Here is a 16953-nt window from a genome sequence, read left to right as displayed (position 1 = left end):
CCTCTAATTGAGTATTTATTAAAGCTAAATTTGAAGTAAAGGATACCATGAGTAAAATTATTACAGGTGGCTGTTGCTGTGGCGATGTGACTTTTACACTAGAAGATCATTTTAGTCATTTTTATTTTTGCCATTGTACGCAGTGTAGAAAGTTGACAGGTGCCTCACATGCCGCCAACTTATTTACTTCACCTAATAATATCAATTGGGTGACTGGGCTTGATAAAGTTAAACGTTACGATCACCCTACACGTTCATTCTCTAAGGCGTTTTGCGTGTATTGCGGTTCTGGGGTGCCGTTTGTATCGCAAAGTGGTAAAGCTTTAATTGTGCCTGCCGGCAGTTTAAATGAGGAGCCCTCTAAGTCGTTAGATGCACAGATATTTTGCGCAGAGCAAACTCAGTGGCACAAAGTAGGTGTTGAGGTGATAAAAACAGAAGGTTTTCCACCGTAAATTATTTAGCGGCCTTATTAATCAAAAAGCTCTTGTGATAATGCATCAAAAGAGCTTTTTAGGTTTTAAGCTTAAGAGCTTTTTGTGTGTTATTCGTAAGAAAGCGCCGTGGCTTTACCTCTAAACACCCAGTAAGAATAAGCTGTGTACGCGCCTATGGTTGGTACAACAATCACTGTGCCAATTAAAATAAATTGGAGTGACTCCGGTGCGCTCGCGGTTTGCCAAATGGTTAGCTGCCCCGGCACAATATAAGGAAAAAAGCTAAATCCTAAGCCAAAAAAGCATAAAATAAAGATACCCATCACTAATAATAATGGTGTGATGTCATGCACCTTCTGGTGGGGTCTATGGGCTAGCCAATATTCGATAAGCGCAAATAAGGCAAAACAAATAATAGGAATCAGTGCAGTTAACCACATGCTAGGTGATGCTAACCAGCGCTCAAATACACTAGGGTTAACCCAAATATTAGCGATACTGACGGCTAATACACCGGCAAAGGTTATGCGGTTGAATGCAATTAACCAGTGTTTTGCTTGCTGCTGTAAACGGCCTTCTGTTTTGTAAACTAGCCAAGCGGCGCCAATCAGTGCGTACGCAGCGGTCACTCCAAGTCCACTTAAAAATGCAAAAGCGCTAGCCTGCCAGCTGTCATCAAAGCCCAATACATAGCGCCCTAGCATGTAGCCTTGGCATGTGCTGGTTAAAATAGAGCCAAATTTAAAGGCGGCATCCCACAGCGGTTTTTGGCCGACACTGGTTTTTGCACGAAAATCAAAAGACACTCCACGCAAAATTAAACCTGCCAGCATTAATGTAGCGGGTAAATAGAGGTGATAAAACACAACGCTATGGGCCTTAGGAAAAGCGATTAATAAAATGCCCACCGCAAGGACCAACCAAGTTTCGTTAGCATCCCAAAAGGGCCCAATAGACGCTATCATACGGTCGCGGTTGGCATCGGTATGATGGCAGTTTTCCGGTGCTGTGCCAGAGCTGTATTTTTTGTTGAGTGGCAATAAAATGCCTACGCCTAAGTCGTAGCCGTCGGCAATAGCGTACACCAAAATAGCAAGGCCCATTAATGCGATAAAAATTGTTGCAAGTAGTTCTGCGCTCATGTTGTTGCCCCTTTTATAGTGATGCTTGAGTGCGTGGCGTTTGCTCTGCTGACGCACTACTTTTTGATGAGTCGCCTTGTATGGGGTGATGCTCGGGCGGTACGGTATGAGGAATCGCGGCTTCATCATACTCTTCGGTATTCACCGCTTTGCGGGCCATGGCAAATAGTGTATAAATATAGGCTATCAGCAAAATTGCATATAAGCTTAAATAAATACTGAGTGATATACCCACATTAGCAGGAGGTTGTGTGGTGACGGCATCAGCGGTTTTAAGTAAGCCGCTAACCAAATAAGGTTGGCGACCAATTTCTGTAACATACCAGCCTGCAAGTGTTGCAATCCAGCCAGAAAAGCTCATGCCAACCAACACTCTTAATAGTGGCTTGGGTAATTGTCCACTCTTCAATAATAGCGCTGTGCTGGTCCAAGCAATGATTAGCATAAGCACACCCATGCCCACCATGACTCTAAAGCTCCAAAATACTGCAAATACGGGAGGGTGCTCGCCGATAAATTCATTGAGCCCTTTTATTTCACCCTGAGTATTATGGGTAAGAATGAAGCTAGCAAGATTAGGGATGCCGATAGCAAAGTCATTTCTTCGTTCTTGCTCATTAGGAATGGCAAATAATAAAAGAGGTGCACCTTTTTGAGTTTCCCAAACACCTTCCATTGCGGCGATTTTTTGTGGTTGGTGCTCTAAGGTATTTAAACCATGAAAATCCCCGACTAATGCTTGAGTGGGTGCAAGTATAGTTGCTACGATGAGGGCAATTTTTAAAGTGGCCCTAGGTGTTTTTTTGGTGTCGCCTTTTAATAAGCGATAAGCCGAAATACCCGCAATTAAAAAAGAGGCCGTTAAGCCACAGGCTAATAGCATATGGGTTAAGCGATAAGGGAATGATGGATTAAAAATAATATCGAACCAGCTCACAGGGTAAGCAACACCATCACGCATTGCAAAGCCTGTGGGGGTTTGCATCCAAGAGTCGAGTGCCAATATCCAAAAGGCAGAAAGGCTTGTGCCAATAGCGACAATAATCGTTGCCAATGTATGAGTGCGAGGGCTCACACGCCCTTGGCCAAATAACATAATCCCAAGAAAAGTAGCCTCTAAAAAAAAGGCTGTGAGAACTTCATAGCCTAATAATGGGCCTGCAATATTCCCAACAGTCTCCATAAAGCCCGGCCAGTTAGTGCCGAATTGAAATGACATGGTAATACCGCTGACCACGCCAATGGCAAAAGTTAAGGCAAATATTTTTACCCAAAAGCGGTAAGCACGCTGCCACATAGGGTGTGGGGTAATATGCTGGCGTATTTTAAAAAAAACTAAAAACCAACCCAGTGCAATGGTAATAGTGGGGAATAAAATATGAAAACTAATATTGGCTGCAAATTGAATGCGCGATAATACTAAAGTATCCAGCCCAGCGAACTCTTGCATTGTAAACCACCTTGGGTCGCCCCATTTAAAGTGAAATAATATAAATTATCTTTTGAGTTTATCTTTTAGGCCTAACACTTTTGTGACGCCAGAGCCTAGCTTCATGAGTTGTTGCAGTGTGGCTGGTTGCATACCATTTAAGGCGGTGGCCCATGCGGTGGTCAGCTCGAGTAGGTCGTGTATTTCTTGCAAGCGTTGCTGGCCATAGGTGGCGTCACCTTCGTGAGCTAATAATTGAGAGCGTAGTAATGAGAGTGTTGGGTCAACTTCGCGTTTGAGGCGCTCTTCAAAAATGGTTTGGGCCATTTCCCAAATGCTGGCGGTAGCGTCAAAATACTCTTTGCGATCTCCTGGCTTATGGCTGAGTTGAATCAGCCGCCAAGATTGCAGCTCTTTAAGCCCCATGCTCACATTGCTCCGGCTAATACTTAATGCTTCGGCTATTTGCTCTGCGCTGATGGGTTCGGGTGTTATCACAAGTAGTGCGCATATTTGCCCTACTGTACGGTTAAAGCCCCAGCGACTGCCCATTTCGCCGCAGTGCATAATAAAAGCTTGTGTGTCTGTATTGATGGGCATGAAGCAACCTTTTTAATATTCTAAAGTTTCAGTAATTATTGAAACTTTAGGCCTAAATTTAATACAGGTCAAGAACATTGTGAGTTTTATCGCGTTTTATTTGCCAAAGGAAGGTATAGAAAAGGGGAATATAGAAAAGGAAGATATAAAAGCGCCGCTGTAAGCCATGTATATTGCTCGTTCAGCCGCACAATAGAGCGGACCCTATGGGCAACCAAGCTGAATGGTGACGCTATATTTAACCATTTTACGACGTGCATACTGAGCTTAGGCTTGGTTTTTGGGCGGCTTGGGTGTAACTTTGACAGGCTAAATTGGTTCTTAGCACTCGTCTAGTTACAGTCGATTAGCGTATCACTGTTTCTATTATTCTAATGACCCATAGGGACTGCGCGTGAAGTATACAAGTCAGCATGAATTTACTCACAACCAAGCCGATAAAATCGGTATTCTTGTAACTAATTTAGGGACGCCAGAGGCCGCAACAGCGCCTGCTTTACGGCGTTATTTGGCTGAGTTTTTAAGTGACCCTCGTGTTGTTGAGGTACCTAGGCTTATTTGGAAGGTCATATTGCACGGCGTTATTTTGCGTATTCGCCCTGCTCGCTCGGCTAAAGCGTACCAAACCGTATGGACTGATGAAGGCTCGCCTTTAATGGTGCATACCCAAAACCAAGCCAAGCGCATCCGTGAATATTTTGCGGCTAAAGGTAGTCAATACGAAGTGACTTTTGCTATGCGTTATGGCCAGCCTAGTGTCGCAAGTGCGCTGGATGCGCTGTTGCAAAAAGGTGTGCGTAAGCTGGTTGTGCTGCCGCTATACCCGCAATATTCCGGCAGCACAACAGGCTCTACCTTTGATGCCTTAGCCGCTGACTTTACCCAGCGCCGCTGGCTGCCCGAGTTGCGCTTTGTTAATCAGTATTGCGATAACCCCGCTTATATCAAAGCGGTAGCCGAGAGTATTCGCAAGCACCAAGCGGTTAACGGCAAGCCTCAAAAACTCGTGTTTTCTTATCATGGTGTTCCGCTTAAGTATTTGCATAAAGGTGACCCTTATCATTGCCAGTGTTTAAAAACATCTCGCTTAATTGCTGAGGAGTTAGGCTTGACTGAGACTGAGCACTTGACAACGTTTCAGTCGCGTTTTGGTCGTGAGCCATGGTTGCAGCCTTATACCGACCATACGCTCAAGGCATTACCTGCGCAGGGTGTCGATCATATACAGGTGGTATGCCCCGGCTTTTCATCTGATTGCTTGGAAACCATCGAAGAAATTGGCGAAGAAAACCGCGACTACTTTTTAGAAGCCGGCGGTAAAACATTTGAGTATATTCCAGCGCTAAACAGTACTGACGAGCATATATCTGCGCTGACATCAATATTAGAAGAGCAGTTACATGGCTGGAATCTAGAGGGCCAAGAGGCTATTGCGCGGCGTGATGAGCGCGCTAAAAGCTGTCCGCATAATGCCAAGAATTAACAGCGCTTGCTCGAACTGTAGATGGACGAGGGTTGGTTCGTAAAGGATGTGAAACGCAATCCCATGCAATACTACACTTATGGTGTGTATTTGATTGGGGTTTAGTTTCACAAACCTAAGACCTGCTTGACTGTGCTGTTAGCGGCCTTTCAATGCCATGACATTAAGGCTTTCAATCATAGTGCCGCTAATGTCGGTAATTTCAAAGCGGTAGTCGCCGAGTTCAAAGCTACATAGCCCTTCTGGGATGCTTTCTAGGTACTCAAAGGCCAAACCATTAATAGTTTTGGGGCCGTCGGTTGGTAGGTGCCAGCCAATGTGTTTGTTAATGTCGCGTAGTGAGGCGGTACCATCAATTTTGTACCAGCCGCCATTGAGGTCAATGATTTCTTGCTCTTGATCGTCGCCGCCGTCGGTACTAAATTCGCCTACAATTTCTTCCAATAAGTCCACTAATGTGGCTGCGCCTTGTACCTCGCCGTACTCATCCACCACAATAGCTAGGCGGCGCTTTTCTTTTTGGAAATTCATCAGTTGAATATGCAGCGGAGTAGATTCGGGCACAAAATAGGGGGGCGACATATGCTCGCGGATGTCGTTTTCGGTCACCTCATGATCTGCGCCGCGCAAAAAGCGTGTAGCTTTGCGTAGATGTAGCACACCGACGACATTGTTGATATCGCCTTGGTAGACGGGTAAGCGTGTAAAGTCGGTAGTGCGTATCAGTGCTAAGTTTTCGGTGATATCGCGCTCGAGATCAATGCCGGTGATTTCGTTGCGTGGAATCATAATATCTTCCACCGTGGACTTTTCTAAATCGAGCACATTGAGCAGCATGCCTTGATGCTGATCAGGAATAAGATCGCCAGCTTCATCAACAACAGTGCGCAGCTCTTCGGGGTGTAAGTGATCGCTACCCCCTTGATTGGTATCAATACCCATAACTTTTGCCAAGCCGTTAGAGAAGACGTTAACAAGTATCACAAAGGGATACAAGAGCGTGAGTAAAGGCTTGAGTAATAGTGTGGCGGGGAAGGCTATTTTTTCGGGATAGGCTGTAGCGACTGTTTTTGGTGTTACCTCGGCAACAACTAATACCACAAGTGTTAACAAGCCTGCGGCTATAGCCACGCCCAAATCACCATACAATCGATCGCCAATCGATGCCGCAATCATTGAGGCAACAATATTGACGAGGTTGTTACCAATCAGTATAACCCCTAGTAATCGGTCGGGACGCTCTAAAAGCTGGCCTGCGCGCATGGCACCTTTATGGTGCTTTTTAATGAGGTGGCGCAATCGGTAGCGATTAAGCGAAAGCATGCCGGTTTCTGAGCTGGAAAAAAACGCTGACAGCAACAGGAGTACGGCAAGTGCGATAAAAAGTGCTTCTAAAGGGATGCTATCCAAGGGGGTATCAGCTCAATAATAAAGAGCGCGCTATGGTGTACTAGATAATTAAGCGGCGCAAGTGTTAGCCTGACATTGCTAAAAAAATGTCGTCATTTTGTGTTTTTTGCACAAAATTGGCGTGTAATTTGGTATGTCATAGCCAGTTACTGCCAGCGCTTGGTGGTGATGGCGCTAGCGTTTTATGAGTTGTCGTTAAGTGTAGTCAATATACAAGCCTATGTATTCAAACCATAGCAAAGGTGCTTGGTGTGTCTCATTTCATAGATAAGATGAATTTGTATAAGGTTTATAAGCGACTTATGGCTCTAGCCTAATATAATTTCTAATACAAGTTTTGAGCCAAAATAAGCCAATATTAAAAAACCAAAGCCCGATAGCGTCCAGCGCACAGCCACAAAGCCTCGCCAGCCCATCTGGTGGCGGCCCCATAGTAATACCGAATACGTTAGCCATGCCAAAGCCGAAAATACGCTTTTGTGTACAAGGTGCTGCGCGAGCATATCCTCAACAAATAATGCCCCTGAGATAATGGCCGCACTTAACAGGAGTTGGCCCGTCCATAACAGCTCAAATAACAGCGCCTCCATCGTTTGCAGTGGTGGTAGCAAGCGTACAAAACCTGTTGCGTGACGATTGTGCAGCTGCTTGTTTTGATACGCTAAAATCAGCGCGTGCATGGTGGCGATAGTGAGTGTGCTATAGGCAAAAATGGATAAAACAATATGCGCAAAAACGCCAGCACTTAGTTGAATGAGTGATTGGCTTGAATCAGCTAAAAATAGAGCGCTCAGAAGTGATAGCGCGGTTAAGGGTAGCAGTAAAGCAAACATATTATACAGGGGTTTGCGAATACTGCTGGCGAGCACTAAAAGGTTAGCTACCCAAAAAAATAAAGGGGCAATGCGAAACAGGCTAAAGTCATAGCCATTAGGGGTCACCAAAAGACTATAGGCGCTATAAGCATGGCCTATGAGTGCGCCAGCTAACAAAAGCGGTACAGCAACCGGTGGGCGGCTTTGGCGTTGGCGCAGTGAGCGCACTAAAAAAAACCAAGCAAAGCAATAAAGAGCAAGGGTAAGAGTAATAGGCATGTGCACAGCTGCAATTATCGAGTGAAGTAAAGGTTGTTTAGATTAGAGGGTGCCGACGCATCTTTGCAAGCACTGTGTGTATTTTTTATGGATTTTTAGCTGTTTGGCCGCAGCTTGTGCGGCTAAGACCTTTAAGTATGTCGCGTTAAGCCGTCTATGGGGGGGGGACTGACTGAAATCTATAAGTCCCGGCTAAAAAGTCTATAAGTGCCTGACTAGGAGGCCGTTGAAGGCGTGAGTTTAATGCTCAATACGCGCCTGCCGTCAATGCTGTGCACATGAGGCTGTGGTATTGAGAGTCTCTTAACGCCTGTTTTCGATGATATGGCTGCTTTTGCTGCCATATTTAGTGCATCTAGGTCGTTTTTGCTTGCCTTAACCGCTATAATCGGTGCCCAATTTTTTCACTATCCGCAAGATGCGCTTATGTTTCAGAATCTATCAGACCGTTTAAGTCGCTCGTTGAGCAAAATTACAGGCAAAGCTCGCCTTAACCATGACAACATTCAAGATACGCTACGTGAAGTGCGCAAGGCGTTGCTTGAAGCCGATGTTGCGCTGCCTGTTGTCAAAGCATTTGTTACGCAGGTACGCAAGCGTGCTTTAGGCGTTGAAGTGTCGCGCGCCTTAAACCCTGGTCAGCAGTTCTTGAAGATTGTTGAAAGTGAGCTGACTCAGGTAATGGGAGAGGCGAATGAGTCGCTCAATTTAGCCGCTAAGCCGCCGGCGGTTGTGCTGATGGCGGGCTTACAAGGTGCAGGTAAAACAACCTCTGTAGCCAAGCTTGCAAAGTTTCTACAGGAAAAAGAAAAGAAGAAAGTTATGGTGGTGAGCGCTGATATTTACCGCCCTGCTGCCATTAAACAGTTAGAAACACTAGCAGGTGAAGTCAACGCAGAGTTTTTCCCTTCAAGTGCCGATCAACACCCTATTGATATTGCCAATGGCGCGATTGCGCTGGCAAAAAAGACTTTTGTAGATGTTGTGATTGTCGATACCGCAGGGCGTCTGCATATTGATGACGCACTAATGGATGAAATTAAAGGTTTGCATGCCGGCATTAAACCTGTTGAAACACTGTTTGTTATTGATGCGATGATTGGCCAAGATGCCGTGAATACCGCCAAGGCGTTTGATGAGGCCTTACCGCTCACGGGCATTATTTTAACAAAAGCCGATGGCGATGCGCGCGGTGGTGCGGCTCTTTCTGTACGCCATATCACAGGTAAGCCCATTAAGTTTTTAGGGATGGGCGAGAAGGTGGATGCGCTAGAACCGTTCCATCCCGAGCGCCTTGCGTCGCGCATTTTGGGTATGGGCGATGTGATGTCGCTGATTGAGCAAGCCGAATCTAATTTAGATAAAGCAAAAGCCGATAAGCTTGTTGCCAAAGTCAAAAAGGGCAAGAGCTTTGATCTCGAAGATTTGCGTGATCAACTACAGCAAATGCAGAACATGGGCGGTATGAGCTCTGTACTCGAAAAGCTCCCTGGAATGGGGAACGTGGCGCAAATGGCTGAGCAGGCAAATGTGGGCTCACAATTCAAGCAAATGGATGCCATTATTAGTTCTATGACTCCCCTAGAGCGTCGCAACCCCGATATTCTTAATGGCTCGCGTAAGCGTCGCATTACGCTAGGCTCAGGCACAGATATTCAGGATTTGAACCGTTTACTCAAGCAACATAAGCAAATGGCTAAAATGATGAAAAAAATGAAGGGTGGCGGCATGGCTAAAATGATGCGAGGCATGGGTGGAATGCTCGGCGGTGGTGCTGGCGGTTTACCCCCAATGCGTTAATGTAAGCCGCGTTTTTAATACCTTCGGTCGATTTGTAATGGCTTAGCGCGAATTTTTTAGTGCGCTGGGGCCTCGATAGAATGGGCCTTGGTGCCGTTTTTTTGCAAAAATAGTAAATTTAAGTGATCAAACTCTATACATGGCGGGCACTTTTCAGTAAAATGCGCCGCCTTTCGCAGGTCCCGTGTGCTTAGCGGTTACGGTGTGAGTTTTGTAGTATGAATACTTTTACCAACTTGAGTAAAAGTTGTTTTTACCTTATGAACTTAACCCATTTAACAGCTTTAGAAAAACAGCGGGCTTAGCAAATTTTCAAAAGCAAAAGCTTTTAAAACCTTTATTAACTGGAAGTGATTTACATGGTAACTATTCGTTTGGCGCGTGGCGGTTCTAAAAAACGCCCTTTTTACCACTTGACTGTAACTGATAGCCGCAGCGCCCGTAATGGCCGCTACATTGAGCGTGTGGGTTTTTTCAACCCTGTTGCTCGTGGCCAAGAAGAACGTCTCCGTGTTGACAATGCTCGTATCGAACATTGGGTTAGCCAAGGCGCAAAATTGTCTGATCGTGTAACTCGGCTCCTGAAAGAAGCAGGTAAAGCTGCGGCATAAGGCGGATGACTGCTCGTATTGCTGTTGGTCAACTTGTTGGCGTATTTGGTATCAAGGGCTGGTTAAAGGTCAAATCAAATACAGAGCCTGCCGAAAACATCATCAACTATAAGCCTTGGTATTTAAAAACTCAGCACGGCTTAAAAGAAGTAGAAGTTGATGAGTACGCCTTTAGACCACAAGGTCTCATGGTCCATATCAAGGGTTATGATGATCGTGATCAGGCTGTAGCATTGGGCAAGGCAACTATTGAAGTTGATAAAAGTTTACTACCAGAGCTAGATGCCCAAGAGTTTTATTGGCATCAACTTATAGGGTTAAAAGTAATCACGGTTTTTGGTGGTGATACCTCTGAGAGTCACGCGGCACAAGCACAGTGTTTGGGCAGTGTGAAAAGCTTGCTTGAAACCGGCGCTAATGATGTTTTAGTCGTAGAAGCAACACCAGAGAGTATTGATGACCGCGAACGGTTATTGCCTTACGTACCCGATGAGTTTGTGTTAGCCGTTGATCTAGAGGCCGGAGAGATTCGCGTAAATTGGGATCCCGAATTTTAAATGCGCCATATTTTTAGCGTGTTGAATAGCCAAAAAACATCAAGTTATATTGATGGAAATTAAATAAAATAAATGGGTGCGTTAGTGTATATCGGTATCGTAACCTTGTTTCCAGAGATGTTTGATGCAATAAGCCAGTATGGTGTAACTCGCAGAGCGGTTAACAATAAGCGCGTGGTACTCGAATTTTTTAATCCACGTGACTTCACTGAAGATAGGCACCGCACCGTGGATGATCGCCCCTATGGTGGCGGCCCTGGTATGGTGATGCGTACAGAGCCTTTGTTAAAGGCTGTTAACGCGGCAAAAGATTGGCAGCGTCAGCATACAGGCGTTACCGGTGATGTGATTTACTTATCACCACAAGGTCAACAACTGACCCAAAGCGGGGTTAAAGGGCTCAGCCAGCAGGGCAACCTGATACTAGTGGCTGGTCGCTATGAAGGTGTTGATGAGCGCTTTATAAAAGCTTGTGTTGACCAAGAGTGGTCAATAGGCGATTACGTTGTAAGTGGTGGTGAGCTACCTGCAATGGTGCTATTAGACGCAGTAATGCGGTTGCTTCCGGGTGTTTTAGGTGATGCTACATCCGCAAGCCAAGATTCATTTGAGTATGGTCTTTTAGACTGCCCTCACTATACCCGACCAGAGGTTTTTAATGGTGAGGGTGTTCCTGAGGAATTAATGTCTGGAGATCATCAGCGTATTGCTCGGTGGCGCTTGCAGCAGTCATTGGGCCGAACGCAGGCACGCAGGCCAGATTTGCTGCGTGGCATAGAATTGGATGAGGTACAACAAGCGTTACTCAACGAGTATCGCAAAGGCCTCAAAATTGATTAAAGATGATTTTACTAGCTGAGAAGCTACATATTAAGCGGGAGCATGCCATGAGTTCTAAGAACAAAATTATCCAGGAGCTGGAAAACGAGCAGCTCAAGAAAGACGTACCTGATTTCGCCCCAGGCGATACCGTAGTGGTTCAAGTACGTGTTGTTGAAGGTGAGCGTTCACGTCTTCAGGCCTATGAAGGTGTGGTTATTGGTAAGCGTAACCGCGGTTTAAACTCTGCGTTTACAGTGCGTAAAATGTCTCACGGCATTGGCGTTGAGCGTACCTTCCAAACTCACAGTGCGCAAATTGCTGAAATTAGCATCAAGCGTCGTGGTGATGTTCGTCAAGCCAAGCTTTACTACTTGCGTGAATTAACCGGTAAGGCTGCGCGTATTAAAGAAAAGTTGGGTAGATAAATACTGCTCAGCTGTCGAAAACTTTGCTTTTGGGTGAGGTTTTCAGTAAAAAGCGACTTCGGTCGCTTTTTTTTCGCCTATATTTTTATTTTGTGGTTTACATGGGTATTTACTGGGGTGCGCTCTAGGCTAAACTGACTACGCTATTGTGGGCGAGATACAGCTTTGAGCAAGTGCAGCTTTGAGCAAGATATAGCTTTGAGCAAGATATAGCTTTGAGCAAGATATAGCACACAAGGTAAAAACTGATTGTTGGAATATGGTATGACTGGGGAACAATACGTTAGACGCGTAGTCTCTTGTACCCCCATTTTAAATTGCGGGTAAACTGGTGCGCTTTTGTGCTAGTTTGATTGCACAATATGCGCCCAGCCTTAAAATACCTGCCGGCGCCTGCCTAATGACTTAAAGCATGAGTACAATAATATGATTCAATTTAAAACGGCTTCTCTTCTGATTTCTCGTATTGCGGCAGCGGCCTTGATTACCGCATCAGCTTCACATGTGATAGCTGAAGAGAGTATCGATAAAGTGAAAGCTAAAATCACGGCCGCATGGCAAGCAGCCAAGCCTGGCATTGTGGTTAACATCATTGAAAAAACCGAAATGCAAGGCGTTTATAAAGTGAGTGTCGGCCCATCAAGTAATATTTACAGCAATGCAGACGGTACTAATTTTATTGTCGGTGATTTGTTTCGTGTACAGCCAAATAAAATTACAAATGTTTCTGAAGAGGCACGTAACGGTGATCGCGCGATAGCGGTGGCCTCGGTTAAAGATAAAGACATGGTGATCTTCCCTGCTAAAGGTGAGAAGAAAGCGCGCATGTATGTCTTTACTGATGTTGATTGCTATTACTGCCAAAAGCTTCATCATAATATGGAAAAAATGAACGCTATGGGTATTGAGGTCGCATACCTCGGTTATCCGCGTGCAGGTTTGGGTAGTGATTCATACAAAAAAATCGCATCAGCTTGGTGTGCCGATGATAAGCAAGATGCATTAACTAAGCTCAAAAACCGCCAAGAAATCCCAGAAAACGTGTGTAGCGACAACCCCATTACTGGCGAAAAAGGCCAGTATAACTTAGGCCGCCAAATTGGTCTTTCGGGTACACCGGCTTTGATTCTTGAAGATGGTGAGCTGATTGCTGGCTTCTTGGAGCCTGAAGCATTGGCCAGTCGTATGGGTCTTAAATAGGATGGGGCCAGTCGTTTAGAGTGTTTTAGCTAAACGAGGCTCGATATTAAATAGCGCCTTATAAAAAGCCCAGCCGGTTAACCGGCTGGGCTTTTTTTACCCCATGTTGCTTAAGTGCAACCTATAATGCAGAACTTTGCAATATATAGGGCGCTGTAGCTTTACATATGCTCTTTTAAGGCGGCGTATTGCTCTGCTTTTAAGCGTGGGCCAAATTGGCTCACAATCGTTGCTGCGCAGCGATTGGCAAATGCGGCGGCGTCGGCATAGCTTTGACCTTGATCGATAGCGGCTAAAAACGCTCCTGCAAATAAATCACCCGCGCCATTGGTGTCGATAGCTTTTACAGGTTGGGTGTGGACATGTAAAGTGCGCTCGCCATCAAATACCCATGTCGGCTCACTGCCGCGCGTAATAATGAAGCTTTTGGCGTATTTTTTTAGCGCATCGGCGGCGTCTTCAATGGTTGTACTTTCGCTCAGTGCCATGGCTTCGGCTTGGTTGCAAAAAATGATATCAACCCCCGTGCCGAGTAGTTCTACAATACCGTCTTTAAAATACTCTACAATCGCTGGGTCAGATAAGCTAACAGCTACCCTAACACCCGCAGCTTGCGCTTGATTGCGTACACTAATGGCGGCAGGCTTTCCCGTCTCTGAAGTGACCAAATAGCCTTCGATATACGCAAATTTGCTGCGCTTTAGGGCATCAGTATCAATATTGTGAATACTGATCGTTTCACTAATACCTAGGTGTGTATTCATGGTGCGCTCGGCGTCATCGGTAATCATCACTAAGCATTTACCGGTCGTGCCTTCGCATGCGTCACGATGAGCTTGCGTATTAACTCCAGCCTTAATAAGATCATCGGCATAAAACTTGCCATGTTCATCCAGAGCAACTTGGCAGCTAAAAAACGTTGAGCTACCTAGCTGTTGAGCTGCCATAACACTGTTAGCCGCCGAGCCGCCACAAGCTCGCTCAGAGGCAACCAGTTTATCACTAAGGTGTTCGAGTAACGCTTGTTGACGTTTTTCGTCAACAAGCGTCATAACGCCTTTATCGATGCCCATAAGTTGTAAATCGGTATCGTTAATTTGTATCTCTGTATCGACGAGTGCAGCGCCGATTGCGTAAATCCCGTAATTGTTCATTTTTTGTGCTCTTTGTCGTTGCAATACGCGTTAGTATAAGCAATCATATGCGACGTGCGTCACATCACTTGCTTTAGGTTATAAGTAAATGCATTTCAATACTCAAATTTTGTTTTTTATGTATTGCCTATTGCATGGGTGTGTTTTAAGTCAAAAGCGATGCGTTCCTCGTCTTTGAGGTGAGGATCATTGTGAAAGGCATTAATTCTTGATGCAACTTAAAATGTCATTATCTCGCCAAGCTTGTAGGTTTGGCTCGCTAGAGGTTGCATGCACTCAATTAATGGTGCGTATCAGTGTTCAGAGTTCGCAGAGCGCTGCAGAGAGGGGTTTTAAGCGGTCTTAAATAAGCAAAGCCAAGGGCTACTTGCTCAATGATGGGGCAAGTAACGGTTTGAAAGTGTGCTATGAGTCCATGAATGATTGCGTTAATGGATAGCAGCAAGCAGTCAAAATAATAAAAAATGTTGAGGCAAGGTTATGTCTAGGCTTATCAATGATAGTGCGTCTTCGAGTGGTCGAGCGGGTGTTTCAGTGAGCGTGCGTCAAGCACCTTTACCGCCAGAGCAAGCATTGGTGCATTTAAAGCGCTGCCAGGCTATCGCTGTCGAACATGCGCACCAAAGCTTCGGACCTTTTGTAAAGGCTTTAAATCACGCCTTTGATGTGCTGATTGACAGAGCCAAGTCAAATCAAGAGGTGGCGGAGTTGAGTGGTATACAGCGCTTATTTCGCAAAAGTAACCACGAACTGGAAGACTATTATGCAGGTTATGTGGCTGAGGGCTTTGTTAAATTTAAGCAGCACGCTTTGTGCACGCAATTTAATACCGGTGGTGATGGTGAGTTATCGCTGGTGGATAATTTAGAGCTTGAAGAGTCGCTTATTTTGTCGGGTATTGTGCAGGGTGTGGATAGTGAACTGGCAGAGCCCTTGTGGGTACTTAACCAGCGTATGGCCCTAATTAACGGCGGCGAACCGGTGGTTGAAGCGAGTAACCCATGTGCGCCTGTGCAATTTAGCGAGTCTATGCGTAAAGCCTCTAAGCTTGTGCCTATGACAATACCGGCAGCCAAAACGGTATTAAAAACCTTTGGTGAGCACCTTAGCCGTATTGCTGCCGAAGTCGTGGGCGATACAAATCGCTATTTGGCTGAACAAGGCTTACTTCAAGATTTAGAGTATCGCCAGGCAAAGCCTAAAGTCGCTAAGCGTGAAGCGCTAGAATCTGAAGTTGATGCTTTGACAGGGAGCGATGACAAGTCGGCGGCTTATCAAAGCTCGTTGCTTGGCGCAATTCGTGGTTTGCAGCAAACGTTAGCCAGTTTATCGCAAAGCCCTCAGCCCTTGGGTGCGCCAGTGGGCAATGTATTGAGTAATCAGCAGATGATAGAGGCATTGCAAGCTGTTCAGCTGCAATCGATGATGAATATGCCGATGGTCAATGCAGTGCCTGGGCAAGTGACCACACCGATGAATATAGCCGCAATGCAGCAGCAGCTACAAGCTCAGTTAGCAGATAAGGGGCGTGTGGGTGAAAGTGATATGCACGCTATAGACTTGGTCGGTCGAGTGTTTGAGTACATGCTACGTGATGATAACTTGCCCGACTCAGTGAAAGCGGCCTTGAGTTATTTGCATACACCTTTTTTAAAACTGGCTTTTATCGATCCTGGTTTTTTTGAAAACCCTGATCACCCCGCGCGGGTATTGCTCAATAACTTAGCTGAGGCAGGCATACGATGGGTCGGTAATGACGGTACGATTGAGCATAATATGCTTACAAAAATCCGCGAAACAGTGGACCGTTTGCTGAATGAGTTTACTAACGATGTCAAGGTGATTACTTCGGTATTGCTCGACTTTAATAGTTACACCAAAAATATTGTACGGCGCCAAGAGTTGATGGAAAAACGTGCTGCTGAAAAAGCACAGGGTGAAGAAAGGCTGCGTGAGGTTAAATTCCGGGTTAATCAAGAGGTGATGACTCGAACAGAAGAAAAAGATTTACCCTCCTCTATTTTATTATTTTTGTTACAGCCTTGGTTTGATTATTTATCATTTTGCTTGCTGCGCTTTGGCGCTGAATCACAGCAGTGGGTAGGAGCACTGGATTTGGTCGATGACTTACTGTGGGCTATTAACCATAAAAACAACAGTGATGATGTGCAGGTGCAAAAAGAGCTTATTGAGCGCCTACCCGCTGATATGCAGGCGGGCTTTGAAGTGATTGGCTATGATGCTGATAAAGCTGAAAAGCTGACAGAATCCATTGTTGATATTTTACGTGCAGCTATTGCACAAGAAGCACCGGCCCCGGAGCCAGCGCCAGTGCGTGCTGAGGCGCTTAAGGTGGTTGCTGAGAAAAAACAAGCGACCCCTCTTACGCCTATTAACGAGGATGTGACCGACGAAGAGCAGCGGGTTATTGATGGCCTTAAGCAAATTGAGTTTGGCACATGGTTTGAATTTGAAAATGGACGCCGATTAAAAGTGGCGTGGTATAACGCGCGCACAATGCACTATATGTTGGTGAATCAAGTGGGCAAAAAAGAAGCCATGCTGACAGGCCTTGAGCTTGCTCGCAAAATGATTGCTAAAACTATGCATATTGTATCGGGAAGCTCTAAGCCCTTCTTTGAGCGCGCCCTCGAAGATATTTATCAAAACCTAACGGTGCCCACACCTGCGGAAGTTGAGCCTGTTTAGCGGTTGCTATGGCGAACCATTAGGTCTGGTATTTTGATAGGCTTTTGGGTATATGCTGTTATCAAACAAGCTTGGTGGTT

The 16953-nt window shown here is 45.5% G+C and carries 15 protein-coding genes; 9 read left to right on the top strand and 6 right to left on the bottom strand.

Annotation, left to right across the window (positions count from 1 at the left end; all coding sequences use genetic code 11):
• The first annotated feature begins 47 nt into the window (after positions 1–47).
• Positions 48–455, top strand: coding sequence for a GFA family protein (locus tag AC438_RS11160; protein ID WP_053981336.1), 408 nt, complete (start codon positions 48–50; stop codon positions 453–455).
• Positions 456–544: 89 nt separating this feature from the next.
• Here the strand turns inward: AC438_RS11160 and AC438_RS11155 are convergent, their stop codons facing one another.
• From AC438_RS11155 to AC438_RS11145, 3 genes are read right to left on the bottom strand one after another with little or no spacing between them, the layout of a single operon-like run.
• Positions 545–1579 (bottom strand): cytochrome d ubiquinol oxidase subunit II, encoded by a 1035-nt coding sequence (locus tag AC438_RS11155; protein ID WP_053981335.1) that lies wholly within the window; start codon positions 1577–1579, stop codon positions 545–547.
• Between the two features lie 13 nt (positions 1580–1592).
• A complete protein-coding gene (locus AC438_RS11150; RefSeq protein WP_053981334.1) occupies positions 1593–3029 on the bottom strand; it encodes a cytochrome ubiquinol oxidase subunit I in 1437 nt (478 codons plus the stop codon).
• A 45-nt stretch (positions 3030–3074) separates the two neighbouring features.
• Complete coding sequence (locus tag AC438_RS11145; RefSeq protein WP_053981333.1) at positions 3075–3608, bottom strand: GbsR/MarR family transcriptional regulator; 534 nt, start codon at positions 3606–3608, stop codon at positions 3075–3077.
• A gap of 394 nt (positions 3609–4002) precedes the next feature.
• Here AC438_RS11145 and hemH point away from each other — a divergent pair, with 394 nt between their 5' ends.
• Positions 4003–5091 carry a ferrochelatase gene (gene hemH / locus AC438_RS11140; protein ID WP_053981332.1) on the top strand — a complete coding sequence of 363 codons (1089 nt, stop codon included), beginning with the start codon at positions 4003–4005 and terminating at the stop codon, positions 5089–5091.
• 138 nt (positions 5092–5229) lie between these two features.
• Here the strand turns inward: hemH and AC438_RS11135 are convergent, their stop codons facing one another.
• On the bottom strand, positions 5230–6501 hold the full coding sequence (locus AC438_RS11135; protein ID WP_053981331.1) for an HlyC/CorC family transporter: 1272 nt from the start codon (positions 6499–6501) through the stop codon (positions 5230–5232).
• Positions 6502–6809: 308 nt separating this feature from the next.
• A complete protein-coding gene (locus AC438_RS11130; RefSeq protein ID WP_053981330.1) occupies positions 6810–7595 on the bottom strand; it encodes a cytochrome C assembly family protein in 786 nt (261 codons plus the stop codon).
• Between the two features lie 426 nt (positions 7596–8021).
• Here AC438_RS11130 and ffh point away from each other — a divergent pair, with 426 nt between their 5' ends.
• From ffh to AC438_RS11100, 6 genes are all read left to right on the top strand, one after another.
• Positions 8022–9395, top strand: coding sequence for a signal recognition particle protein (gene ffh / locus AC438_RS11125; protein ID WP_053981345.1), 1374 nt, complete (start codon positions 8022–8024; stop codon positions 9393–9395).
• A gap of 359 nt (positions 9396–9754) precedes the next feature.
• Positions 9755–10006 carry a 30S ribosomal protein S16 gene (gene rpsP / locus AC438_RS11120; protein WP_053981329.1) on the top strand — a complete coding sequence of 84 codons (252 nt, stop codon included), beginning with the start codon at positions 9755–9757 and terminating at the stop codon, positions 10004–10006.
• Between the two features lie 5 nt (positions 10007–10011).
• Positions 10012–10563: a ribosome maturation factor RimM gene (gene rimM / locus AC438_RS11115; RefSeq protein WP_053981328.1), complete on the top strand. Its 552-nt coding sequence runs from the start codon at positions 10012–10014 to the stop codon at positions 10561–10563.
• 72 nt (positions 10564–10635) lie between these two features.
• Positions 10636–11403, top strand: a complete 768-nt coding sequence (trmD, locus tag AC438_RS11110; RefSeq protein WP_202904751.1) for a tRNA (guanosine(37)-N1)-methyltransferase TrmD — start codon at positions 10636–10638, stop codon at positions 11401–11403.
• Positions 11404–11450: 47 nt separating this feature from the next.
• Positions 11451–11810, top strand: coding sequence for a 50S ribosomal protein L19 (gene rplS, locus AC438_RS11105; RefSeq protein WP_053981344.1), 360 nt, complete (start codon positions 11451–11453; stop codon positions 11808–11810).
• A 426-nt stretch (positions 11811–12236) separates the two neighbouring features.
• Positions 12237–13010 carry a DsbC family protein gene (locus AC438_RS11100; RefSeq protein WP_053981326.1) on the top strand — a complete coding sequence of 258 codons (774 nt, stop codon included), beginning with the start codon at positions 12237–12239 and terminating at the stop codon, positions 13008–13010.
• Between the two features lie 161 nt (positions 13011–13171).
• On the opposite strand, the gene AC438_RS11095 is transcribed toward AC438_RS11100, so the two are convergent.
• On the bottom strand, positions 13172–14164 hold the full coding sequence (locus AC438_RS11095; protein ID WP_053981325.1) for an adenosine kinase: 993 nt from the start codon (positions 14162–14164) through the stop codon (positions 13172–13174).
• A gap of 480 nt (positions 14165–14644) precedes the next feature.
• Here AC438_RS11095 and AC438_RS11090 point away from each other — a divergent pair, with 480 nt between their 5' ends.
• Complete coding sequence (locus AC438_RS11090; RefSeq protein ID WP_053981324.1) at positions 14645–16873, top strand: DUF1631 family protein; 2229 nt, start codon at positions 14645–14647, stop codon at positions 16871–16873.
• The last annotated feature ends 80 nt before the right edge of the window (positions 16874–16953 follow it).

The sequence above is a fragment of the Marinagarivorans algicola genome, assembly GCF_001292705.1.
Lineage (GTDB): Bacteria > Pseudomonadota > Gammaproteobacteria > Pseudomonadales > Cellvibrionaceae > Marinagarivorans > Marinagarivorans algicola.
The sequence above is the reverse complement of the archived record's forward strand: the minus strand, read 5'-3'. Positions and strand labels throughout refer to the sequence as shown.